The sequence below is a fragment of the Lentzea sp. NEAU-D7 genome, from assembly GCF_026242055.1.
Lineage (GTDB): Bacteria > Actinomycetota > Actinomycetes > Mycobacteriales > Pseudonocardiaceae > Lentzea.
On sequence record NZ_JAPJDL010000001.1, the window covers coordinates 479,944 to 497,531 of the forward strand.

The 17,588-nt window shown below is 72.0% G+C and carries 9 protein-coding genes (1 of these 9 running past the window's edge); 5 read left to right on the plus strand and 4 right to left on the minus strand.

Annotated features, from left to right (window positions below; all coding sequences use genetic code 11):
• A protein-coding gene (locus tag ORI60_RS01995; RefSeq protein WP_266033300.1) for a non-ribosomal peptide synthase/polyketide synthase crosses the window boundary here: on the minus strand, window positions 1–6,294 show its beginning. 24,606 nt of this gene lie to the left of the window's left edge; only the first 6,294 of its 30,900 coding nucleotides appear in the window; its start codon is at window positions 6,292–6,294; its stop codon lies beyond the left edge, outside the window.
• An 836-nt stretch (window positions 6,295–7,130) separates the two neighbouring features.
• Here ORI60_RS01995 and ORI60_RS02000 point away from each other — a divergent pair.
• The 3 genes from ORI60_RS02000 to ORI60_RS02010 all read left to right on the plus strand — a co-directional run bounded on the left by ORI60_RS02000 (window position 7,131) and on the right by ORI60_RS02010 (window position 10,133).
• Window positions 7,131–8,636 (plus strand): glycosyltransferase family 39 protein, encoded by a 1,506-nt coding sequence (locus ORI60_RS02000; RefSeq protein WP_266033301.1) that lies wholly within the window; start codon window positions 7,131–7,133, stop codon window positions 8,634–8,636.
• 83 nt (window positions 8,637–8,719) lie between these two features.
• Window positions 8,720–9,661, plus strand: a complete 942-nt coding sequence (locus ORI60_RS02005) for a hypothetical protein (protein ID WP_266033302.1) — start codon at window positions 8,720–8,722, stop codon at window positions 9,659–9,661.
• Window positions 9,662–9,722: 61 nt separating this feature from the next.
• On the plus strand, window positions 9,723–10,133 hold the full coding sequence (locus ORI60_RS02010) for a Calx-beta domain-containing protein (protein ID WP_266033303.1): 411 nt from the start codon (window positions 9,723–9,725) through the stop codon (window positions 10,131–10,133).
• A 315-nt stretch (window positions 10,134–10,448) separates the two neighbouring features.
• Here ORI60_RS02010 and ORI60_RS02015 read toward each other — a convergent pair whose 3' ends face one another.
• The 3 genes from ORI60_RS02015 to ORI60_RS02025 all read right to left on the minus strand — a co-directional run bounded on the left by ORI60_RS02015 (window position 10,449) and on the right by ORI60_RS02025 (window position 14,688).
• Window positions 10,449–13,232 (minus strand): AfsR/SARP family transcriptional regulator, encoded by a 2,784-nt coding sequence (locus ORI60_RS02015; RefSeq protein WP_266033304.1) that lies wholly within the window; start codon window positions 13,230–13,232, stop codon window positions 10,449–10,451.
• Window positions 13,233–13,307: 75 nt separating this feature from the next.
• Window positions 13,308–13,820 carry a hypothetical protein gene (locus ORI60_RS02020; RefSeq protein WP_266033307.1) on the minus strand — a complete coding sequence of 171 codons (513 nt, stop codon included), beginning with the start codon at window positions 13,818–13,820 and terminating at the stop codon, window positions 13,308–13,310.
• A complete protein-coding gene (locus tag ORI60_RS02025) occupies window positions 13,810–14,688 on the minus strand; it encodes a hypothetical protein (RefSeq protein ID WP_266033309.1) in 879 nt (292 codons plus the stop codon). The genes ORI60_RS02020 and ORI60_RS02025 overlap by 11 nt, the downstream gene beginning before the upstream one ends.
• Window positions 14,689–14,933: 245 nt before the next feature.
• Here ORI60_RS02025 and ORI60_RS02030 point away from each other — a divergent pair, with 245 nt between their 5' ends.
• Both ORI60_RS02030 and ORI60_RS02035 read left to right on the plus strand, forming a co-directional pair.
• The gene (locus tag ORI60_RS02030) at window positions 14,934–16,751 is read left to right on the plus strand and encodes a sigma-70 family RNA polymerase sigma factor (RefSeq protein ID WP_266033311.1); all 1,818 of its coding nucleotides are present in this window, start codon (window positions 14,934–14,936) and stop codon (window positions 16,749–16,751) included.
• Window positions 16,752–16,775: 24 nt separating this feature from the next.
• Window positions 16,776–17,585, plus strand: coding sequence for a lipoyl protein ligase domain-containing protein (locus ORI60_RS02035; RefSeq protein WP_266033314.1), 810 nt, complete (start codon window positions 16,776–16,778; stop codon window positions 17,583–17,585).
• Window positions 17,586–17,588 lie beyond the last annotated feature (3 nt).

Genomic DNA, 17,588 nt, shown 5'->3' on the forward strand with positions numbered 1-17,588 from the left:
TTCGCGCCAGCCCGCCACGTACGACGACAACGCGCCGTGGGAGACCGCAACGCCCTTGGGCCGCCCGGTCGATCCCGACGTGTAAGCCACGTACGCCAACGCGTCGGGATCGATGCGCACCGGCAGGGCGCCGAACCCCGGAGAGTCCTCGTCCAGCACCAGCACCTCGGCGAGCCCGGTCACCTCACCGGCCAGCGCCGGAGTCGTGACCGCGACCGTCGCACCGGCGTCGGCCAGCAGGAACGCCAGCCGCTCCGCGGGAATCCCGGGGTTGATCGGCACGTACACGCCACCGGCGCGCAGCACGCCCTGGAAGGCGACGGCGAGATCGATCCCGCGCGGCATCAGCACCGCGACCCGCGAGCCCACCACCACTCCGGCGCGCTGGAGCCGGCCGGCCAGTGCGTCGGCCCGGAAACCCAGCTCGGCGAACGTCAGGCTCTCCGCACCGCAGACCACCGCGACCTCGGGCGAGATCCGCGCCCAGTCGTCGATCAGGTCAGGCACCGGCCGCTCGGTGGCGGGCTCGGGCGTCTCGCCCCACGCCACCAACGCCGCCGCCTGCTCCGGCCGCTGCAGGGGCACGTCCTGAACGGCCAGGTCCGGCCGCTCGGTCACCGCCGTCAGCACGACCACGAGCTGGTCGAGGATCCGTTCGACCGTCGTCGCGTCGAACGCGGCGGTGGAGAACTCCGCCTCGATCCTGAGCTCGGCCTCCACGTCGACCGCGAAGGTGAGCGGGTAGTTGCCCTGCTCCACCGAGTCGAGCAACGGCGACAGCTCGAAGTCCGAGACGCGGCTCCGGCCACCGGGGTAGTTGCGCAGCACGACGATGCTGTCGAACAGCGCGCGGCCACCGGGCACGGACGACCAGCGCTGCGCGTCGACCAGCGGCGTGTACTCGAACCGCTGCACCGCGCCCTGGTTGTCGCGCAGCTCCCGCAGCCACGACGCGAACGGCACGTCGGCGGGCACGGCGACCCGCACCGGCAGCGTGTTGATGAACAGGCCCACGGTCGACTCGACCCCGGCCAGGTCGGCCGGGCGGCCGGACACGGTGAGGCCGAACACCACCTCGTCCTCACCGGAGGTGGCCGACAGCACCTTGGCCCACGCGGCCTGCACCACGGCGGACAACGTCACGCGTTCCCGGCGGGCCAGGTCCAGCAGGCCGGCGGTCACGTTCGCGTCGAGGTGCGTGCGCCGCCGGTCCTGCGCGTAGTGGCTGGTGGCCAGGCGGTCCACCGGCAACGGCGTCGGCGCCTCGAAACCGTCCAGACAGGACCGCCAGAAGCCCTCGGCCTCGCCGGGGTCACGCCCGTCCAGCCACGAGATGAACTCCCGGTACGACCGCACCGGAGCCAGCGGCGAACGGTCGTAAGCAGCCAGCACCTCGTCCATGACGACAGGCAGACTCCACCCGTCGCACAAACCCTGGTACAGCCCCCACACCAACCAGCTCCGCCCGTTGCCGCGGTCGACCAGGTACAGCCGCATCAACGGCGGCGCAGCCAAGTCGAACCCCAGCGCACGGTCCTCAGCCAGCAACTCCCGCAACCGCGCCTGCTGGACGTCCTCGCCGAGTCCGGACCAGTCGCGCACCTGGAGCGGAACGTCCACATCGGCCAGCACGACCTGCACCGGCTCGCTGACGCCCTCCCACACGAACCCGCTGCGCAACGCCGCCTGGCGCGCGATCACCGTGCGCCAGGCACCGGCCAGCCGGTCCGCGTCGACGGTGCCGGTGAGCTCGTAGATCCCCTGACCCCAGTAGAGCCCGTCCTCCGCCGGGGCACCGACGACACCGAACAACATGCCCGACTGCACCGGCGCCAGCCGGTACACGTCCGCCAGGCCGGGGAACCGCGCCGCCAGCCGGTCGACCTCGTGCTGCGCCAGCGACGCCAGCGGGAAGTCCGACGGGGTGAGACCCGTGACCCCGGACCGGCAGTGCTCGACCACCGCCTCCAGCTCGCGCTGATAGGCGCCGGCGAGCCGTTCGACGGTCGCGGCCTCGTGCAGCCCGGCGCTGTAGTGCCACTCGACCTGCAGCCTCCCGTCGGCGGTGCGGGTCACCTCGAGGTTCAGCACGTGGGACCGCGTGCCTTCGCCGGACGTCGCCTCGCCCCTCATGGCCACGGGAAGTTCGCGGCGCAGCAGATCGCCGGTGGCCGTCGCGGTGCCGAGGTAGTTGAACAGCACGGGGCGATCCGGCGCATCGGCCAGTTCTCCGTGCAACCAGCGCAGTGCGCCGTAGCCGACACCTCGGCGCGGCACCGCCCTGAGCTGCTCCTTCACGGCTTTCACCGTCGTGCCGAGATCCTCGTGCCGACGCAGTTGAACGGGGAAGATCGACGTGAACCACCCGACCGTGCGGGACAGGTCGACCCCGTCGGCGATGGCCTCGCGGCCGTGGCTCTCCAGGTCGATGGTCAGCTCGTCGGTGCCCGCCCACGGACCGAGCGTGCGCACCAGCGCCGCCAGCAGCAGGTCGTTGCCCTGCGTGCGGTAGGCCTTGTGCGCGTCGCCCAGCAACGCGGCGGCCGTCGCGGCGTCCAGCCACGTGGTGAAGACCCGCGCGGAGCGTTCGTCGTTGAGCCCGTCGCGGTCGACCGGCAGAGCGACCACGCCGGACGTCGCCGCGGCCCAGTGGTCGCGTTCGCCGCGGGGGTCGAACGACCGGAGCTGCTCGGCCCACTGCCGGAACGAGGTCGTCTTGGGCCCCAACGCCTCCGAGCGGTACGCGGTGGCGAGATCCTCCAGCAGGACGTTCCACGAGACGCCGTCCATCACCAGGTGGTGGACGACCAGGCCGAGCCACGCGGGCAGATCGCCGCGGTCGAAGAAGACGGCCGCCACCAGCGGGCCGTCGGCCAGCCGCAACGACTTCTGCGCCGCCGTCATCTCCGCGACCACGTCGGTGTCGCCCTCGACCACCCGGAGCAGGTCCGCGGCCTCGACGCCGGCGTTGTGCTGGCCGTCGGGCGAGAACCGGAGGCGCAACGCGTCGTGGTGGGCGACCAGGACGTCGAGCGCTTCGGCGAGCCGGCCGGGATCGGCGCCCGGCGCGAGCTCGAACACACCCGACCAGTTCCAGTGGTCCCGGTTCTCCACGTCCTGCGCCAGGAACCAGTGCTGGATCGGCGTCAGCGGCACGGGACCGGTGACCACGCCCTGTTCCGCCAGCGTCACCGCGGGGCTGTCGCGCACCGCGGCCGCCAGCTCGGCGACGGTCTGGCGGGACAGCACGTCGGCCACACCGAGGCCCAGACCGGCGGCACGGGCACGCGCCACGATCTGCAGCCCCAGGATCGAGTCGCCACCCAGCTCGAAGAAGTTGTCGTGCACGCCCACGCGTTCGACACCCAGCACCTGCGACCACACCGCCGCCAGCGCGTCCTCTGTGGACGTCCGAGGTGCCTCGTACACCTCACCCGTCTCCGGCTCGGGGTCGGGCAGCCCCCGGCGATCGACCTTGCCGTTAGCCGTCAGCGGCAATCGGTCCAACGCCACGAACACCGATGGCACCAGGTAGTCCGGCACCCGCTCCCGCAACCACGCCCGCAGAGCAGAACCGCTGAACTCACCCTCCGCCACGACGTACGCGACGAGCCGCTTGCCGCCATGAGGGCCACCATCACGCGCCACCACAACAACATCACGCACATCCGGGTGATCACCGAGAACGACCTCGACCTCACCAGGCTCGACCCGATAACCGCGGATCTTCACCTGCTCGTCCACCCGGCCGAGGAACTCGAGCACACCGTCCGCGCGCCACCGAGCCCGGTCACCGGTGCGGTACAACCGCCCGCCGGATCCACCGAACACGTCGGGCAGGAACCGTTCCGCGGTCAGATCGGGACGGCCCACGTAGCCCCGGGCCAGACCGGCGCCACCGACCAGCAGCTCACCCTCGACGCCCGCCGGCACCGGCCGCAACGAGCCGTCCACGACGAAGACGCAGACACCGGCGAGCGGTCCGCCGACGGGGACCACCTCGCCCTCGTGCTCCGGCCGCGCCAGGACCGGGTGGAAGATCGAGTCGATCGCCGCCTCGGTCACGCCGAACACGTTGCCCGGCACGGCATTCGGTGCCACGGCCGCGACGGCCGACACGAGTGCGTCGTAGGTCCACATGTCCGTGCCGGAGATGACCAGGCGCAACGACTCGACCGGGCCCGCCTCCCTGCAGTGGGCGGCGAGGTCGCGCAGGAGCATGCCGGGCACGATCTCGGCGACCTCGACCCGGTGGTCGGCCAGCGTCCGGTGCAGGGAGTCGACCGACACGACCTCGTCGTGCGGCAGGAACACCACCGTCCGGCCGAAGGCCAGCGCCCGCGTCATGTCCCCGATGGACACGTCGAACGCCGGGCCCGACATCGACAGCACGGTGCCGGCGCCGCCCAGCGGCGCGAGCGCCTCGCGCCACCCGGCCACGTACGACGACAACGCGGCATGCGTCACCGCCACGCCCTTGGGCCGCCCGGTCGAACCGGACGTGTAGGCCACGTACGCCAGCGCGCCGGGCTCGACGCGCACCGGCACCGCCCCGGCGTCCTCAGACGCCTGGCCGAGCACCAGCACCTCGGCGAAGCCGGCCAGCTCGCCGGCCAGTTCGGGCGTCGTCACCGCGACGACCGCGCCGGCGTCGGCCAGCAGGAACGCCAGCCGTTCCGCGGGAAGCCCGGGGTTGATGGGCACGTAGACGCCACCGCTGCGCAGCACGCCCTGGAAGGCGACCGCCAGATCGAGCCCGCGCGGCACCAGCACCGCCACCGGCGACTCGGCGGTCACCCCGGCCTGCTGGAGCCGGGCGGCGAGCGCGTCGGCCCGGAAACCCAGCTCGCGGAACGAGAGCCGGTCCTGACCGCACACGACGGCGGGCTCATCGGGCCGGGTCTCAGCGAACCCCGCGATGAGATCGGGGACGCTCGCGGCGGCGCCCGGCGTGGCTCCGGAGCCCCACCGCTGCGTGAGAACCGGGTCCACAGTGGACGAGGGGATCCCGCCGTCCAGCGGCCCGCGCGCGAACCGGTCGAGCACCTCCAGGAACCGCTGCTCGTGCAGCACCAGCTCGGCGTCGGCGGCCACGCCGTCCTCGACGTCGACGTCGAGCCACGCCTGATCACCGCGGGACCAGCCGTAGGTGGTGACGGTGAGGTCGCGAACGGGACCGACCGCCAGGTTGCGGGGCACCTCGGCGTGCACCTCGGGACCGAAGTCCCGCGGCCGGTTGAAGTCGACCACGTTGAGCGTGGGACCGAACCAGGCGCCGGTGCCGGTGACACCGAGCAGCCGGGCCAGGTCCTCACCCCGGTACCGCGACCTGGCGCTGATCTCGGCCAGCCGTGCGGTGGCGGCGCCCGTCAGCTGCCGGACCGTCGTCGCGTCCGGCACGTGCAGGACCAGCGGCGCGACACCGGCCAGCAGGCCGGGAGTCGCGCGAGCCAGCGAACTGCGCCGGGAGGCCGTCGGGAGGCTGAACACCACGTCGTCGCGGTCGGTCACCTGCCGCTGGTAGGCGGCGAACGCCGAGACGAGGAAGTGCGGGACGCGGACGCCCAGCTCGGCGCAGCGGTCGAGGACCGCCTGCCGCAACGCCGAGTCGACGGCGACCGTGCGCCGCCGTGACGGCCGCTGCCTGTCGGCACGCCGCTCGTCCTGCCTGTCCCGCACCGCGTCCGCGACCGAGGCCAGCCAGTACCGCTCGTCGGCCTCGCGGTCGGCGGACCGCCGGTAGGCCTCGTCCTCGGCCACGACATCGGCCCAGGAACCGAAGTAGCGCGGCCGGTGCTCCCCGGAATAGATCTCCGCGACGCGTTGCGTGAGCAGGTTGAAGGAAAAGATGTCCGTGATGAGGTGGTGCGCCCGGTGGTACCACCAGTACTCGGTTCCGGCGACGCGCAGCAGCGCCCAGCGCCACAGCGGCGCCGTCCGGTGGTCGATCGGCCGGGCGCTGTCGGCGTGCATCCACGCCCGCGCCGCCTCCGCCGGATCGGCCTCCCCGCGGAGGTCCACCACCGGCATGACGTCGCCGGGAAGCTCACCGGCGAGCGCCTGCCACGGCGACCCGTCCGCGTGCTCACCGAAGAAGAGCCGGTACGCATCGGCCTCCCGCGCCGCGGCACGGGCAGCGGCCCGCAGGAGTTCCTCGTCGACAGGCCCGCGGAGGACCACGTACTGCGCGGGGCTGAACTCCGGGGTGTCCCCGAGCAACTCCGCGGACAGCCACATGTCCACCTGCGCCGCCGTCAGCGAGTACCGAACGCCGGGCGCGCCCCGCTCAACCACCGAACTGCTCCTCTTTGCTGATTGCCCCGACACAACAGGACAGAGAGACCGCTGAAGTCACAGATACAGCGGGTGAAGGAGCCCTATTCGAAGTCCGGGCTCGTGGACTGCCACCGGGCACGACGGTGCCGGCGGATCAGGTTGCGTTCTTGAGGACGAACCGCGATCTGCGGTTCACCGACGCTGCACTCGTGCGGGTAACCAGCCCGCGAGTGACTCAAGCGCTAATTCTTGCACAACAGACATGAAAACCCCCTTGCGTCATCCGCCACCACCGCATTCGCGAGAAGTGCACGCGAAACAGCGGGTCGGCGAAAGCACCCCACCCCAAAGAAGCCCCCAGAGCCGCCGAAGCGACAAAGGCAGATTAGCCATGCCCACGACCAGCACGAATCCGCCGAACAGCCCAATTCAAAATATTACAAACTTCATCAAATCGCTTATACGCCAATCGGCGCATTGGTGCACTTTGTCACCTCGCGCACCCACTTGAACACCCGCAGTGACCGAGCTGTTGCACCACGCGTCAAAAGCACTTGCATCCAGCGCGAATTTGTATTCACGCACGGATTCGCCCAGCCAGTTGAGACGGGCCGAAGACGAGCTGAGCGTTGTTCTTCGGCCAATACTCCACATTTCAAGCCGTTGCACAACGCTGTGTCCCGGCACGTGCTATAGACGCACGACGGCCTGTGACGGTTCCATCGGATTCAATCTTCTCGGCGTTTGATTCTGCGTCAGAGCGATTGCTGCCGATTGGAGCAATGCGCGGAGCTGATCATCGATAGCATCGCCGGCGCGGGGGCGCTGGGGCCACCCACGAGGGGAGCGGTTCGGTGTTGACGAGCGAGGGCGTGGCGGCGCGGACCGGCTTGGCCGTGCCGCTGGCGCGACGCCCGGTGGCGGTGGTCGCGGTGCTCTACGCGGCCCTGGTGTTCCCGTTCGCCGGGAACTACGGACTCTCGGCGGACGAGCTCTACTTCCGGATGCTGGGCGACGATCCGCGCTGGGGGTACTTCGACCAGCCACCGCTCGCGCCGCTGCTGGCGAAGGCGGGCGCGGTGCTGTTCGGCGACACGGCATGGGGTGTCCGGACGCCGGCTCTGCTGTGCGGCCTGGCCGTCGTCGTGCTCGCCGCGCTGATCACCGCGGAACTGGGAGGCGGGCCACGGGCACAGGTGCTCGCGGCGGCCACCTCCGGCACGTCGGTGACCGTGCTCGTCGTGGCCCACTTCCTGCTGACCAACAGTCCGGACCTCGTCGCCTGGAGCGCGGTGGCGCTGTTCGCGTTGCGGGCACTACTGCGCGGGGACGGGCGGTGGTGGCTGGCCGCCGGTGCCACGTGCGGAGTGGCGACCTACGCCAAGTACGTCGTACTTCTGCTGCCGGTGACGCTGGTGCTGGCGCTGCTCGTGGTGGGGCCGCGCCAGGAGTTGCGCACCAGGTGGCTGTGGGCAGGCGCCGGGCTGACCCTGCTGATCGGCGCGCCGAACGTCATCTACCAGGCGGTCAACGGCTGGCCGCAGCTCGTCATGGCGCGGACGCTGTCCGACGGCAGCTGGACCGACGGGCTGATGTTCCCCCTCTACGTCGCGTTCCTCACGGGACCGGCGGTGGCCCTCGTCCTGGTCGCGGGCGTGGCAGGCCTGCTTCGGCGGCCGCGATGGCGACCGGCGCGGGCGCTGGGGGCGGCCTACCTCATCGGCACTGCGCTGGTGCTCGCCGTCGCGCCCAGCGGCATCGACTACACCGAGGGCTACCTGGTGCCGCTGGTCGCCGCGGGCTGGGTGATCGCGGACGAGTGGCTGACCCGCGGACGGTCGCGGTTGCCAGTGGCTGTCTTGGTGCTGTCCGTCTTCGCCGTGGTGCAGGTGGCCGTGATCGTGCCGGTGCTGCCGGAGCGGATGTTCGCCCGGTTCCCGGCGACGAGCCTCACGACCGAGACCATCGGCTGGGAGCGGGTGGCCCGGCAGACCGCCGACGCCTACGCCGCACTGCCCGAAGGTGAACGGTCGCGCGCCGTGGTGCTGACGAAGAACTTCGGCGAGGCGGGCGCGCTGCACTGGATGCGCGACGACCATCCGCTCCCCCGGATCTACAGCGGGCACAACGAGCTCTACTTCCGCGGATCGCCGCCCGAGAGCGCGGACGTCGTGATCGCGGTGGGGGTGGACGAGGACCTGCTGGCGCGGGACTTCCGCGAGTGCTCCGTGGCGGCGCGCATCGACAACGGGCACGGGCTCGCGACCATGGAACAGGGCCGAGCCATCTCGGTGTGCCGCGAGCCGCGGGCGCCGTGGGCCGAGCTGTGGCCCGGCTACCGGCTAATCGGTCCCTATTAGGGCTTGCAACAGCACGACAACGTCGCCACAACAGCGCGCCGGTACTTCTTCCCTCGGCAGTCCACGAACCGATGGAGGACATGGTGAAAGCCACACTGGCAACGGCGCTGGCAGGCTTGCTGGCGGCCGCGGCGCTCATCGCCCCGGCCGTGAGCGCGACTCCGTTCCAACGCGACGTCTTCGTCCGGGACAACGTGAGCGACGTCGGCAACGAGCCCAGCACCGGCAGCATCTACTACAGCCCGGACATCAAGGTGTGCTCGACGCCGGTGCCGTGCGCGGTGTCCCAGAACCCCGTCGTGGGCGTGAACAACTACGTCTTCGTCACCCTGAGACGCAAGCCGGGCGGCATCGGCACCGTGGACGGCAGCCTGCACCTGTACCGCAGCAACCTCGGCGGCGGCACCGCCTGGCCGGGCGGCTGGACCTACATCGGCACCGCGGGCTCCACCGTGCCGGTCGGCGGCACCACGGTCATGATCACCTGGCCGGGCTGGAACGTGCCCGGTCCCGCGCACTTCTGCCTGCTCGCCCGGTGGGTGTCGAACGCCGACCCGATGACGTTCGCCGAGGGCAGCAACACGCAGCAGAACGCCCAGCGGAACAACAACATCGCGTGGCGCAACGTCGACTCCGTGCGGGTGCGCCCGTTCGAACCCGTCCGCGTGCCCTACACGATCGGCAACCCCGAACGGACCGACGCCCGGCAGAACCTGATCCTCGAACAGACCCGCCCGTTCGCCGGCACGATCACGCTCGACCTCGGTCAGGAGCTCACGGCGCGGTGGAAGGCCGCCGGCGGCAGGGCCACCGGTGTGAAGCAGGTGGGCGAGACGCAGTTCCAGGTCGTCGATCCCAAGGCCCGCTTCGACAACCTGACGCTCAAGGCTGACGAACGCGTGCAGACCGCGCTGACGTTCGAGACCGCCGAGGAGGCCGGACCGGCCGAGCTGCACGTGCGCCAGACCGACGCGCAGGGCACGGATCTCGGTGGAGCGCAATACCTCGTCAACGAAAAGGACTGAGTATCAACCCCGGTGGGTCCGTCTCCGTTCTTCGGAGACGCACCCACCGAAAGGGTTGTCAATGAGAACCATCATGGTGTTGTTGCTGCTTCTGCTCGGGATCGTGCCCGCGCACGGAGCAGCGGACTGCGAGCCGCCGGACTGCCCGGTCGTCGTGGACGCGATCGACGGGCCCGTGCACGAGTCGGCGGACTCGTACACGGCGGCGCTGAAACTGCGCAACGGCCCGGCACAGCAGGACGTCGAGGTGACCTACAGGTTCGTCGACGGCACCGCGAAGCAGGGCGAGGACTACAAGGCCGTGCCGCGCGGAACGGTCACCGTCAAGGCGGGCGAGGCCCAGGCCGGTGTGCCGTACCAGGTGTTGCGCGTGACGGGCGAGCAGAAGACGTTCACCCTGGAGATCACGTCGGTGAAGCCGGGCCAGATCGGCAAGCGCGTCGCCGTGTTCACGATCGGCGGCAAGAGGTGAACAGCACGACGGCCTGAGCCAGATGCCGGGCAGCCTCGGTCCACCGCCCACTCCGGCCCTCCAGGTCGGCGAACGTGCGGTGGGCCCAGGCCTGCTCAAACCCGTCCGGCGCCTGGATCCTGGCCCCCAGGGCGGCGGCGAAGCGCTCACACGCGGCGGCAAGAGGTCAACAGCATGACGGCCTGAGCCAGATGCCGGACAGCCTCGGTCCACCGCCCACTCCGGCCCTCCAGGTCGGCGAACGTGCGGTGGGCCCAGGCCTGCTCAAACCCGTCCGGCGCCTGGATCCTGGCCTCCCAAACGCCGGCGAAGCAGTCACACGCGGCGGCACGAGGTGAACAGCATGACGGCCTGAGCCAGGTGCCGGGCAGCCTCGGTCCATTGCCCACTCCGGCCCTCCAGGTCGGCGAACGTGTGGTGGGCCCGGGCCTGCTCGAACCCGTCCGGCGCCTGGGTCCTGGCCTCCAGGGCGGCGGTGAGGTGCTCCCGTGCGGCGGCGAGGTCACCGAGCGCGAGCGCGGTGTCGGCCAGGTCGCGCAGGGTCGACGCCTCGCGGTGCCCGTCCCCCAGCGCCCGGCACACCGCGAGCGCCGCGGTCAGGCATTCCCCTGCCCCGGCGGGATCTCCGAGCGCGAGCCGGGTGACGCCGAGTCCGGTCAGCGCGTCCGCCTCGAAGCGGTCGTCGGTGATCTCGCGACTGATCCGCAGCGCGTCGCCGAAGTAGCGCAGCGCCGGTGCGAGGTCGGCGAGCCGGTGGAAGGCGTTGCCCAGCGACATCAGCGTCGCCGCCTCCAGCCGGAGGTTGCCCTCGGCGCGGAACGTCTCCAGCGCCGCGAACAACGGTTCGACGGCCAGTTCCGGCCGGCCCATCCGGACGTAGGTGTAGCCGAGGTTGCGGCGGGCCAGCGCCACGCCCACCTCGTCGCCCGCGGCCCCGTGCACGTCCATCGCCGCGCGGTAGGAGTCCAGGGCGAGGTCGAACTCGCGCAGTTCGGAGTGCGCGTTGGCGATGTTGTTGTGCAGCCGTGCTTCCCCGCGCAGGTCACCCGCTTCACGCACCAGGGCGAGCGCCTGCCGTTGCACCACCATGGCTTCGGCGATGCGGGAGGTCATCTGCAACGCGATTCCCTGCCCCCGCAACATCTCCGCCTCGGCCCGTCGGTCGCCGAGGGCGCGGGCGGCCGCCACGGCGTGCTCGCACTGCTCGACCCGCGCCGCCCAGTTGCCCCGTGCCTCGAAGTAGCCCGTCATCAGGTACGCCAGCTGCCACGTCTCGCGGTGCAGTCCCGACCGCGCGGCCAGGCGGATCATGTGCAGCACGTTGTCGCGTTCGGCGTCGAGGCAGGCGAGCACCTCGACGCGGTCCGCGGTGAACGGCAGATCGTCGCAGCGCGGCCGCGTCACCAGGTCGTGGCGCGGGTTGAGGACCTCCCCCGCCGCGTGGGCGATCGCGAGGTACCGGTCGAGCAGGCGCTCCACGCCGTCGCCGAGGTCGCCGCTCTGCCGGGCGAACAGCCGGATCAGGTCGTGCAGCGCGTACCGGCCGTTGCCCACCTCGCTGACGAGGTGCGAGGCGACCAGCTCGTCGAGACCCGGGCCCACCGCGTCGGCGAGGTCGGCGGGGAAGCTCGCGCCGGGATGTTCTCCCAGCACCCGGAACAGCCGCGCGGCCTGGGGGCTCAGCGTGCGGTGCGCGCTCGCGAACACGGTGCGGACCGTGCGGTCGTCACCGTCTACCGACAGCACGTCCAGCGGGTCGTTGCGGTTCAGCTCGCGCACGAGGTCGGCGATCGGCCTGCCCGGCCTGACGGCGAGCCGCGCGGCCGCGATGCGCAGCGCGAGCGGCAGCCGTCCACAGTGGACCACCAGCTCCGCGGTCGCGCCGGGTTCGGCACGCACCCTGGACGCGCCGAGGATGTCGGCGAACAGGTCGTGCGCCTCGGGTTCGCTCAGCAGGCCGAGGCTGATGGTGTGCACGGCGTGGCGCGTGCCGAGGGCCGAGAGCGCGTCGCGGCTCGTGATCAGCAGCAGGTTCCCCTGGTCGCCGGGCACGAGGGGCAGCACGTCGCGCGCGTGGCGGACGTCGTCGAGCAGGATGAGCACTCGCTTGCCGTGCAACAACGTCCGGTACGTCGCGGACGGGTCGGCGGGCACCCGGTCCGCCGGGACGCCCAGGCTGTGCAGCATCTCGGTCAGCGCCTGGGCCGGGGTGAGCCGTTGCAGGTCGAGGAACACCTGCCCGTCGGGGAAGCGATCGGCGACGCGGCGCGCCCACTCGACGGCGAACGTGGTCTTGCCGACCCCGGCGACACCGGAGACGACGACGATCGGCGGAAGGCCCGCGAGAGAGGCGAACTCGGCGGCGCGGCCGGTGAAGTGGCCCGCCCTGGCCGGCAGCTGGGCGGGCTTCGCGCTGTGCAGCGACGGATCGCGGCGGAGGATGGCGGTGTGCAGGGCGGTGATGTCCGGGCCCGGGTCGGCGCCGAGCTCGTCGGCGAGCCGGTGTCTGAGTCTTCGGAACACCTCCAGCGCGTCGGTGTGCCGTCCGCCGAGGTGCAACGCCCGCATCAGCAGCCCGACGAGCCGTTCCCGCGTCGGGTGCCCGGCCACCAGCCGCTCCAGCTCCTCGACGGCGTCGCGCCGGTCGAGCCGCTCGCCCCAGTACGTCTCCAGCGCGGTGATCCGCTGGTCCCGCAACCGGTCGATCTCCGCCCGGCCCCACCCGAAGAGCTCGGTGCCCGTCAGCGGCTCGCCCCGCCACAGGCTGAGGTCCCTGGTCCGTTCGAACGTCACCGCGTCGACGGACGCGTCGAGCTGGTAGCCACCGGGCTTGGTCATCAGCGCGCCGGGCAGGCCGCAGTCGGCGAGCGCCTGCCGCACCCGCGCGACGTGGCTGTGCAACGAGCGAACGGCCGTGCGCGGCGGATCCTCACCCCACAGCACGTCCACGAGGCGGTCGACGGGAACCGGTGTGCCCGCGCGCAATGCCAGGACCGCGACGATGCTGCGCTGCCGGGCTCCGGTCAGCACGGCGAGGCCGCGCGGGCCGCACACCTCGACGGGCCCGAGAATCCGCACCTCGCCACGTGTTCCCAGCACAGCGCGTTACGTTAGCTCCCCGCAACGCGCTGGTGGCAGCGCTGATCGTGGGACGGAACCGGCAGTTCGCGCTGCTCAGCCGAGCAGCTCCGCCAGGTGGACCACGTCGCCGCGAGCCCACGTCCGCTGTCCTCCGCCGTGCAGGACGACCCGCGCGTCGTCGTCCACTGCCACCTCGACCACCTGGCCGATCGGTCCTATCGAGCCGTGCAACCGGACCAGGTCACCCGGCTCCAGCTCGTCCGCGCGGCACGTGTCGACGTTGCGGGCCGCCGAGGCCGGCCGCAGCCGCGTCGTGAAGAGCCACCACGCCACCCCGCACGCCACCGGGGTCGTCAGCGTCAGGACGCCGGCGGCGACCGGGAACTCCGTCACCAGCGCGGCCGCTCCGACCAGTGCCCACAGCAGTCCCGCCAGCGCGGCCAGCAGCACGGAGCTCACGGGGTGGTCGCCGACCTGCAGCCAGCCCGTCGTGCGCACCCAGCCCTCGGCGGTCAGCCCGCGCGGCCGTCCGCCGTCCGCCCTCGCGGGCGCCGGGTCGGCGTCGGTCTGCTCGGCGAACAGGTCGACGTGGTCCTCAGTCCGCACGCTGCCACCTCAGCTGTCCCCTGGGGCCGCGGGTGCAGACGATCTCGGTCCCCTTCGGCGACGTCTTCCGCGCACCTTCGAGGAAGCACCTCCTGCCGACGAACCTGCCGAGCCACTCTTCGTCGCCGGGCTCCGCGGTGGTCGTGGGCGGCGGTTTCGGAGCGGGCTCCTCGGTCGTCCTGGTGGGCACCGGCGGTGGTGTCGTCGTCGTGGTCGTCGCCGGGGGCGGTGTGGTGGTGGACGAGGTCTGCGGCGTGCTGGACGGCGTCGCCAGAGCGTCGTCGCGGTAGCCGGTGCACCCGCCCGCCCACAGGCCGCGGCGCTGCTGGCGCGCGGCCGACTCGACCGGTGCCAGTTCGCCGCGCGCGGCCAGGTCCGCGGACGCCGTGCCCTCACCCACGACCGTCCACGCGTAGTCCGTCCCGTCCGGCAGCTCCACGTCGACCAGGAGGCGATCGGTACCGGTCTCGCCGTCGCTCTTCGCGGTGAGCCGCACCTTCTTGCCGCGCAACAGGTTCTCCGCGGCCGCCAGGGACTGCGACTGCCAGCACGGCGCCGCGTTCACCCCAGCGACACGGGCGCCGAAGACCCGGCCGGTGTCGGGCTCCACGCCCTCGAACAGGTCCACCGCGGACACCGCGCGGACGGTCACCTCGAAGGAGTCGCCCCGGTGCACCGCCACCCCGGGTCCGCCGCGCTGCCCGGGAAGCGCGTCGCCGCTGAAGCCGGCCGCACCGGTGACGGCGAGCGCCCCGAGGACGCCGGCGGCGGCGATCGCGAGTCTCGTCCGCTGACCGCTGCGCCACCAGAAGCGGCGAACAGGCCCCGGACTCGTCGTGTGCGTCGAGGGCTCGGAGGCGTTGAGCAAGGGCGCTCCCAGCTGGTTCGTCGTTGTCCGAGGCAGTGTTGTCGCAGGTAGCACGGCCGTCAAGGACGAAAAGGGTTCAATCGGCGATCTATGCGATCCTTCACAGAACGCCCGCTGTGATCGCACCTGCACACAACGCCACCCGTCGTAGGGTGCACGTCGGCAGGAATTTTCCGTTATCGCCGGCCGCCTGGGACATCTCCTGGTCAGACGACCCCGGACTGGCAAGTGAGGTGGGCATGGCGATGACCGAGGAACCCGGCGTCGCGACGGTGACGGCCGCGCGGGAGGGCGACCAGCGCGCGCTCGACGACCTGGTGAGCGGGTACCTGCCCCTCGTCTACAACATCGTCGGGCACGCGCTCGGCGGTCACCCGGACACCGACGACGTGGTCCAGGAGACCATGCTGCGCGCGGTGCACGGCCTGCCCGGGCTGCGCGACCCCGCCGGGTTCCGGTCGTGGCTCGTCGTGATCGCGATGAACCAGATCCGGCTGCGCCACCGCGACCACCAGCGCCTGCCGGTCACCGGCCCGGTGCCGGAGGACGTGGCCGACCCCGGCGCGGACTTCGTCGACCTCACGATCATGCGCCTGCAGCTCTCCGGGCAGCGGCGTGAGGTCGTCACGGCCACCCGGTGGCTCAGCGAGGACGAGCGCGAGCTGCTGTCGCTGTGGTGGCTGGAGGCGGCCGGGCGGCTGACCCGCGCGGAGGTCGCCACCGCGCTGGAACTGACGCCGCAGCACACCGCCGTGCGCGTGCAGCGGGTCAAGGCCCAGCTCGACGCCGCGCGCATCGTCGTGCGGACGCTGGAGCGCACGCCGCGCTGCCCGGAACTGGCCTACGTCGTGGCGGAGTGGGACGGCGTGCCCAGTCCGTTGTGGCGCAAGCGGATCGCCCGGCACAGCCGGGACTGCGCCCGGTGTGAACGCTGCGGGCGCGACCTCGCGTCCGTCGAAGGGCTGCTCGCGCGGCTGCCCCTGGTGCCGCTGCCCGCCGCGTTCGGGTTCGACCCGGCCGCGCTCAGCGGGTCGCACGTGGCGATCACCCAGGTCACCTCTGCTCCCGTCACCGGCGGCAAGGCCGGCCTGCTGCTGAAGGGCGCGCTGGTGAAGCCCCTCGCTGCCGCCGCGGCCGCGGTGCTGGCGGCGGGAATCGTGGTCGCCGTGCTGCCCTCGCGCGAGGAGCCGGTCGCCCGCGCGATCCCGGTGGCCACCGCCGAGAGCACGACGTCCCCGCCCGCCACCACCACATCCGTCCCGTCCTCGGCGCCGCCGCCGGCGACCACCACGGCCGCCAAGCCCGTGCCGCCGCCCGCGGTCCCCGTGACGGCGTCGGTGAAGAAGGGCGTGAGCACCTGGAACTTCGACGGTGCCGGCAAGGCGCTCACCGACGTCCGCGCGGGCTGGTACTACAACTGGGCCGCGCACCCGGACGGCGTTCCCACGCCGCCGAACGTCGAGTTCGTGCCGATGATCTGGGGTGCGAAGTTCACCGACGACGCGACCCTGGCCAGGGCGAAGGCGAACGGCAAGGTGCTGCTCGGCTTCAACGAGCCCGACTTCCCCGACCAGGCGAACATGACCCCGGAGCAGGCGCTCGACCTGTGGCCGAAGCTGGCTGCCACCGGCCTGCGCCTGGGCAGTCCGGCCGTCGCGCACAGCGGCGACAAGGCGGGCGGCTGGCTCGACCGGTTCATGACCGGTGCCGCCCAGCGAGGCCTGCGCGTCGACTTCGTCACGGTGCACTGGTACGGCTCCGACTTCAGCGACGCCGCCGTCGGGCACCTGCGCGACTACCTCGCCGCGGTGCACGCGAGGTACGGCAAGCCGATCTGGCTGACCGAGTACTCGCTGATCGACTTCTCCGGCGGCACGGCCCGCTTCCCGACCCAGGCACAGCTCGCCGCCTTCGCGAAAGGCTCCAGCGCGATGATGGAAGGCCTCCCGTACGTCGAGCGCTACGCCTGGTTCGCACTGCCCGCGGACAAGCCCGGCACCGGCCTCTACACCCCCGGCGGCACCCCGAACGAGGCCGGTGAGGCGTACCGCGCCGCGGGCTGATCCGCCGTCGTCGAGAATCACCGGGTGTCCACCGCGACGAACACCCGCCTGCTGGTCACCGGGAGCACCGGGGCCGCGACCACCGACCTCGTGGTCCCGGCCCTGCTGCTGCGCACCCCCGGCGCGGCGTGGCACCAGCTGATCCACATCTACGTGCCGTCCGGTCCCACCGTCGCCTTCAGCGGCAGGGACCTCCGCTCGCCCGGCATCGCCGAGGCCACCGCACTGGCCCGCGAGGCGGGCTTCGCACCGGTGGTCAGGTCGCCGGGCGGGCGGATGGTCGCCTACGACGCCGGTGCCGTCGTGATCGACCACCTCGACAGCACCACGGACATCCGCCACGCGGGCAGCGCGACCTTCGCCGCGAACGCCGAGAGCCACGTCCGCGTGCTGCGCGGGCTCGGCGACGTCGACGCCCGCATCGGCGAGGTGGAGGGCGAGTACTGCCCCGGCGAGTACAGCGTCAACGTCGGCGGCGTCACGAAGGTCGTGGGTTCCGCCCAACGCGTCACCGCCACCGGTTCCCTGTTCAGCACCGTCGTCCAGGTCGCCGTCTCGGACCGGGTGCGCGCCGTGATCACGGATGTGTCGCGCGCGCTCGGTTACGACCTGCGGCAGAGCTCGATCGCCGGCCTCGCCGACTACGCACCGGGGCTGACCCCGGCCGAGGTGGCCGCGGCGTTCGCCTCCGACTACCGCGACCGGCTCGGCCTGACCGACGGACGGCTGCCGCCCGCGGTGGTCGCGCACGCCTCCCGGGCGAGCGGCGGATCGCCGTTCCACGTCGACGACTGGACGCGGGCGAACCCGATGCCGGCGGACCCGGACAGGTAACGC

What these genes read in the sequence shown, in the direction of transcription:
- ORI60_RS02010 (WP_266033303.1), top strand. Translation starts at nt 9,723, where the DNA reads ATGAGAACCATCATGGTGTTGTTGCTGCTTCTGCTCGGGATCGTGCCC.
- ORI60_RS02030 (WP_266033311.1), top strand. Translation starts at nt 14,934, where the DNA reads ATGACCGAGGAACCCGGCGTCGCGACGGTGACGGCCGCGCGGGAGGGC.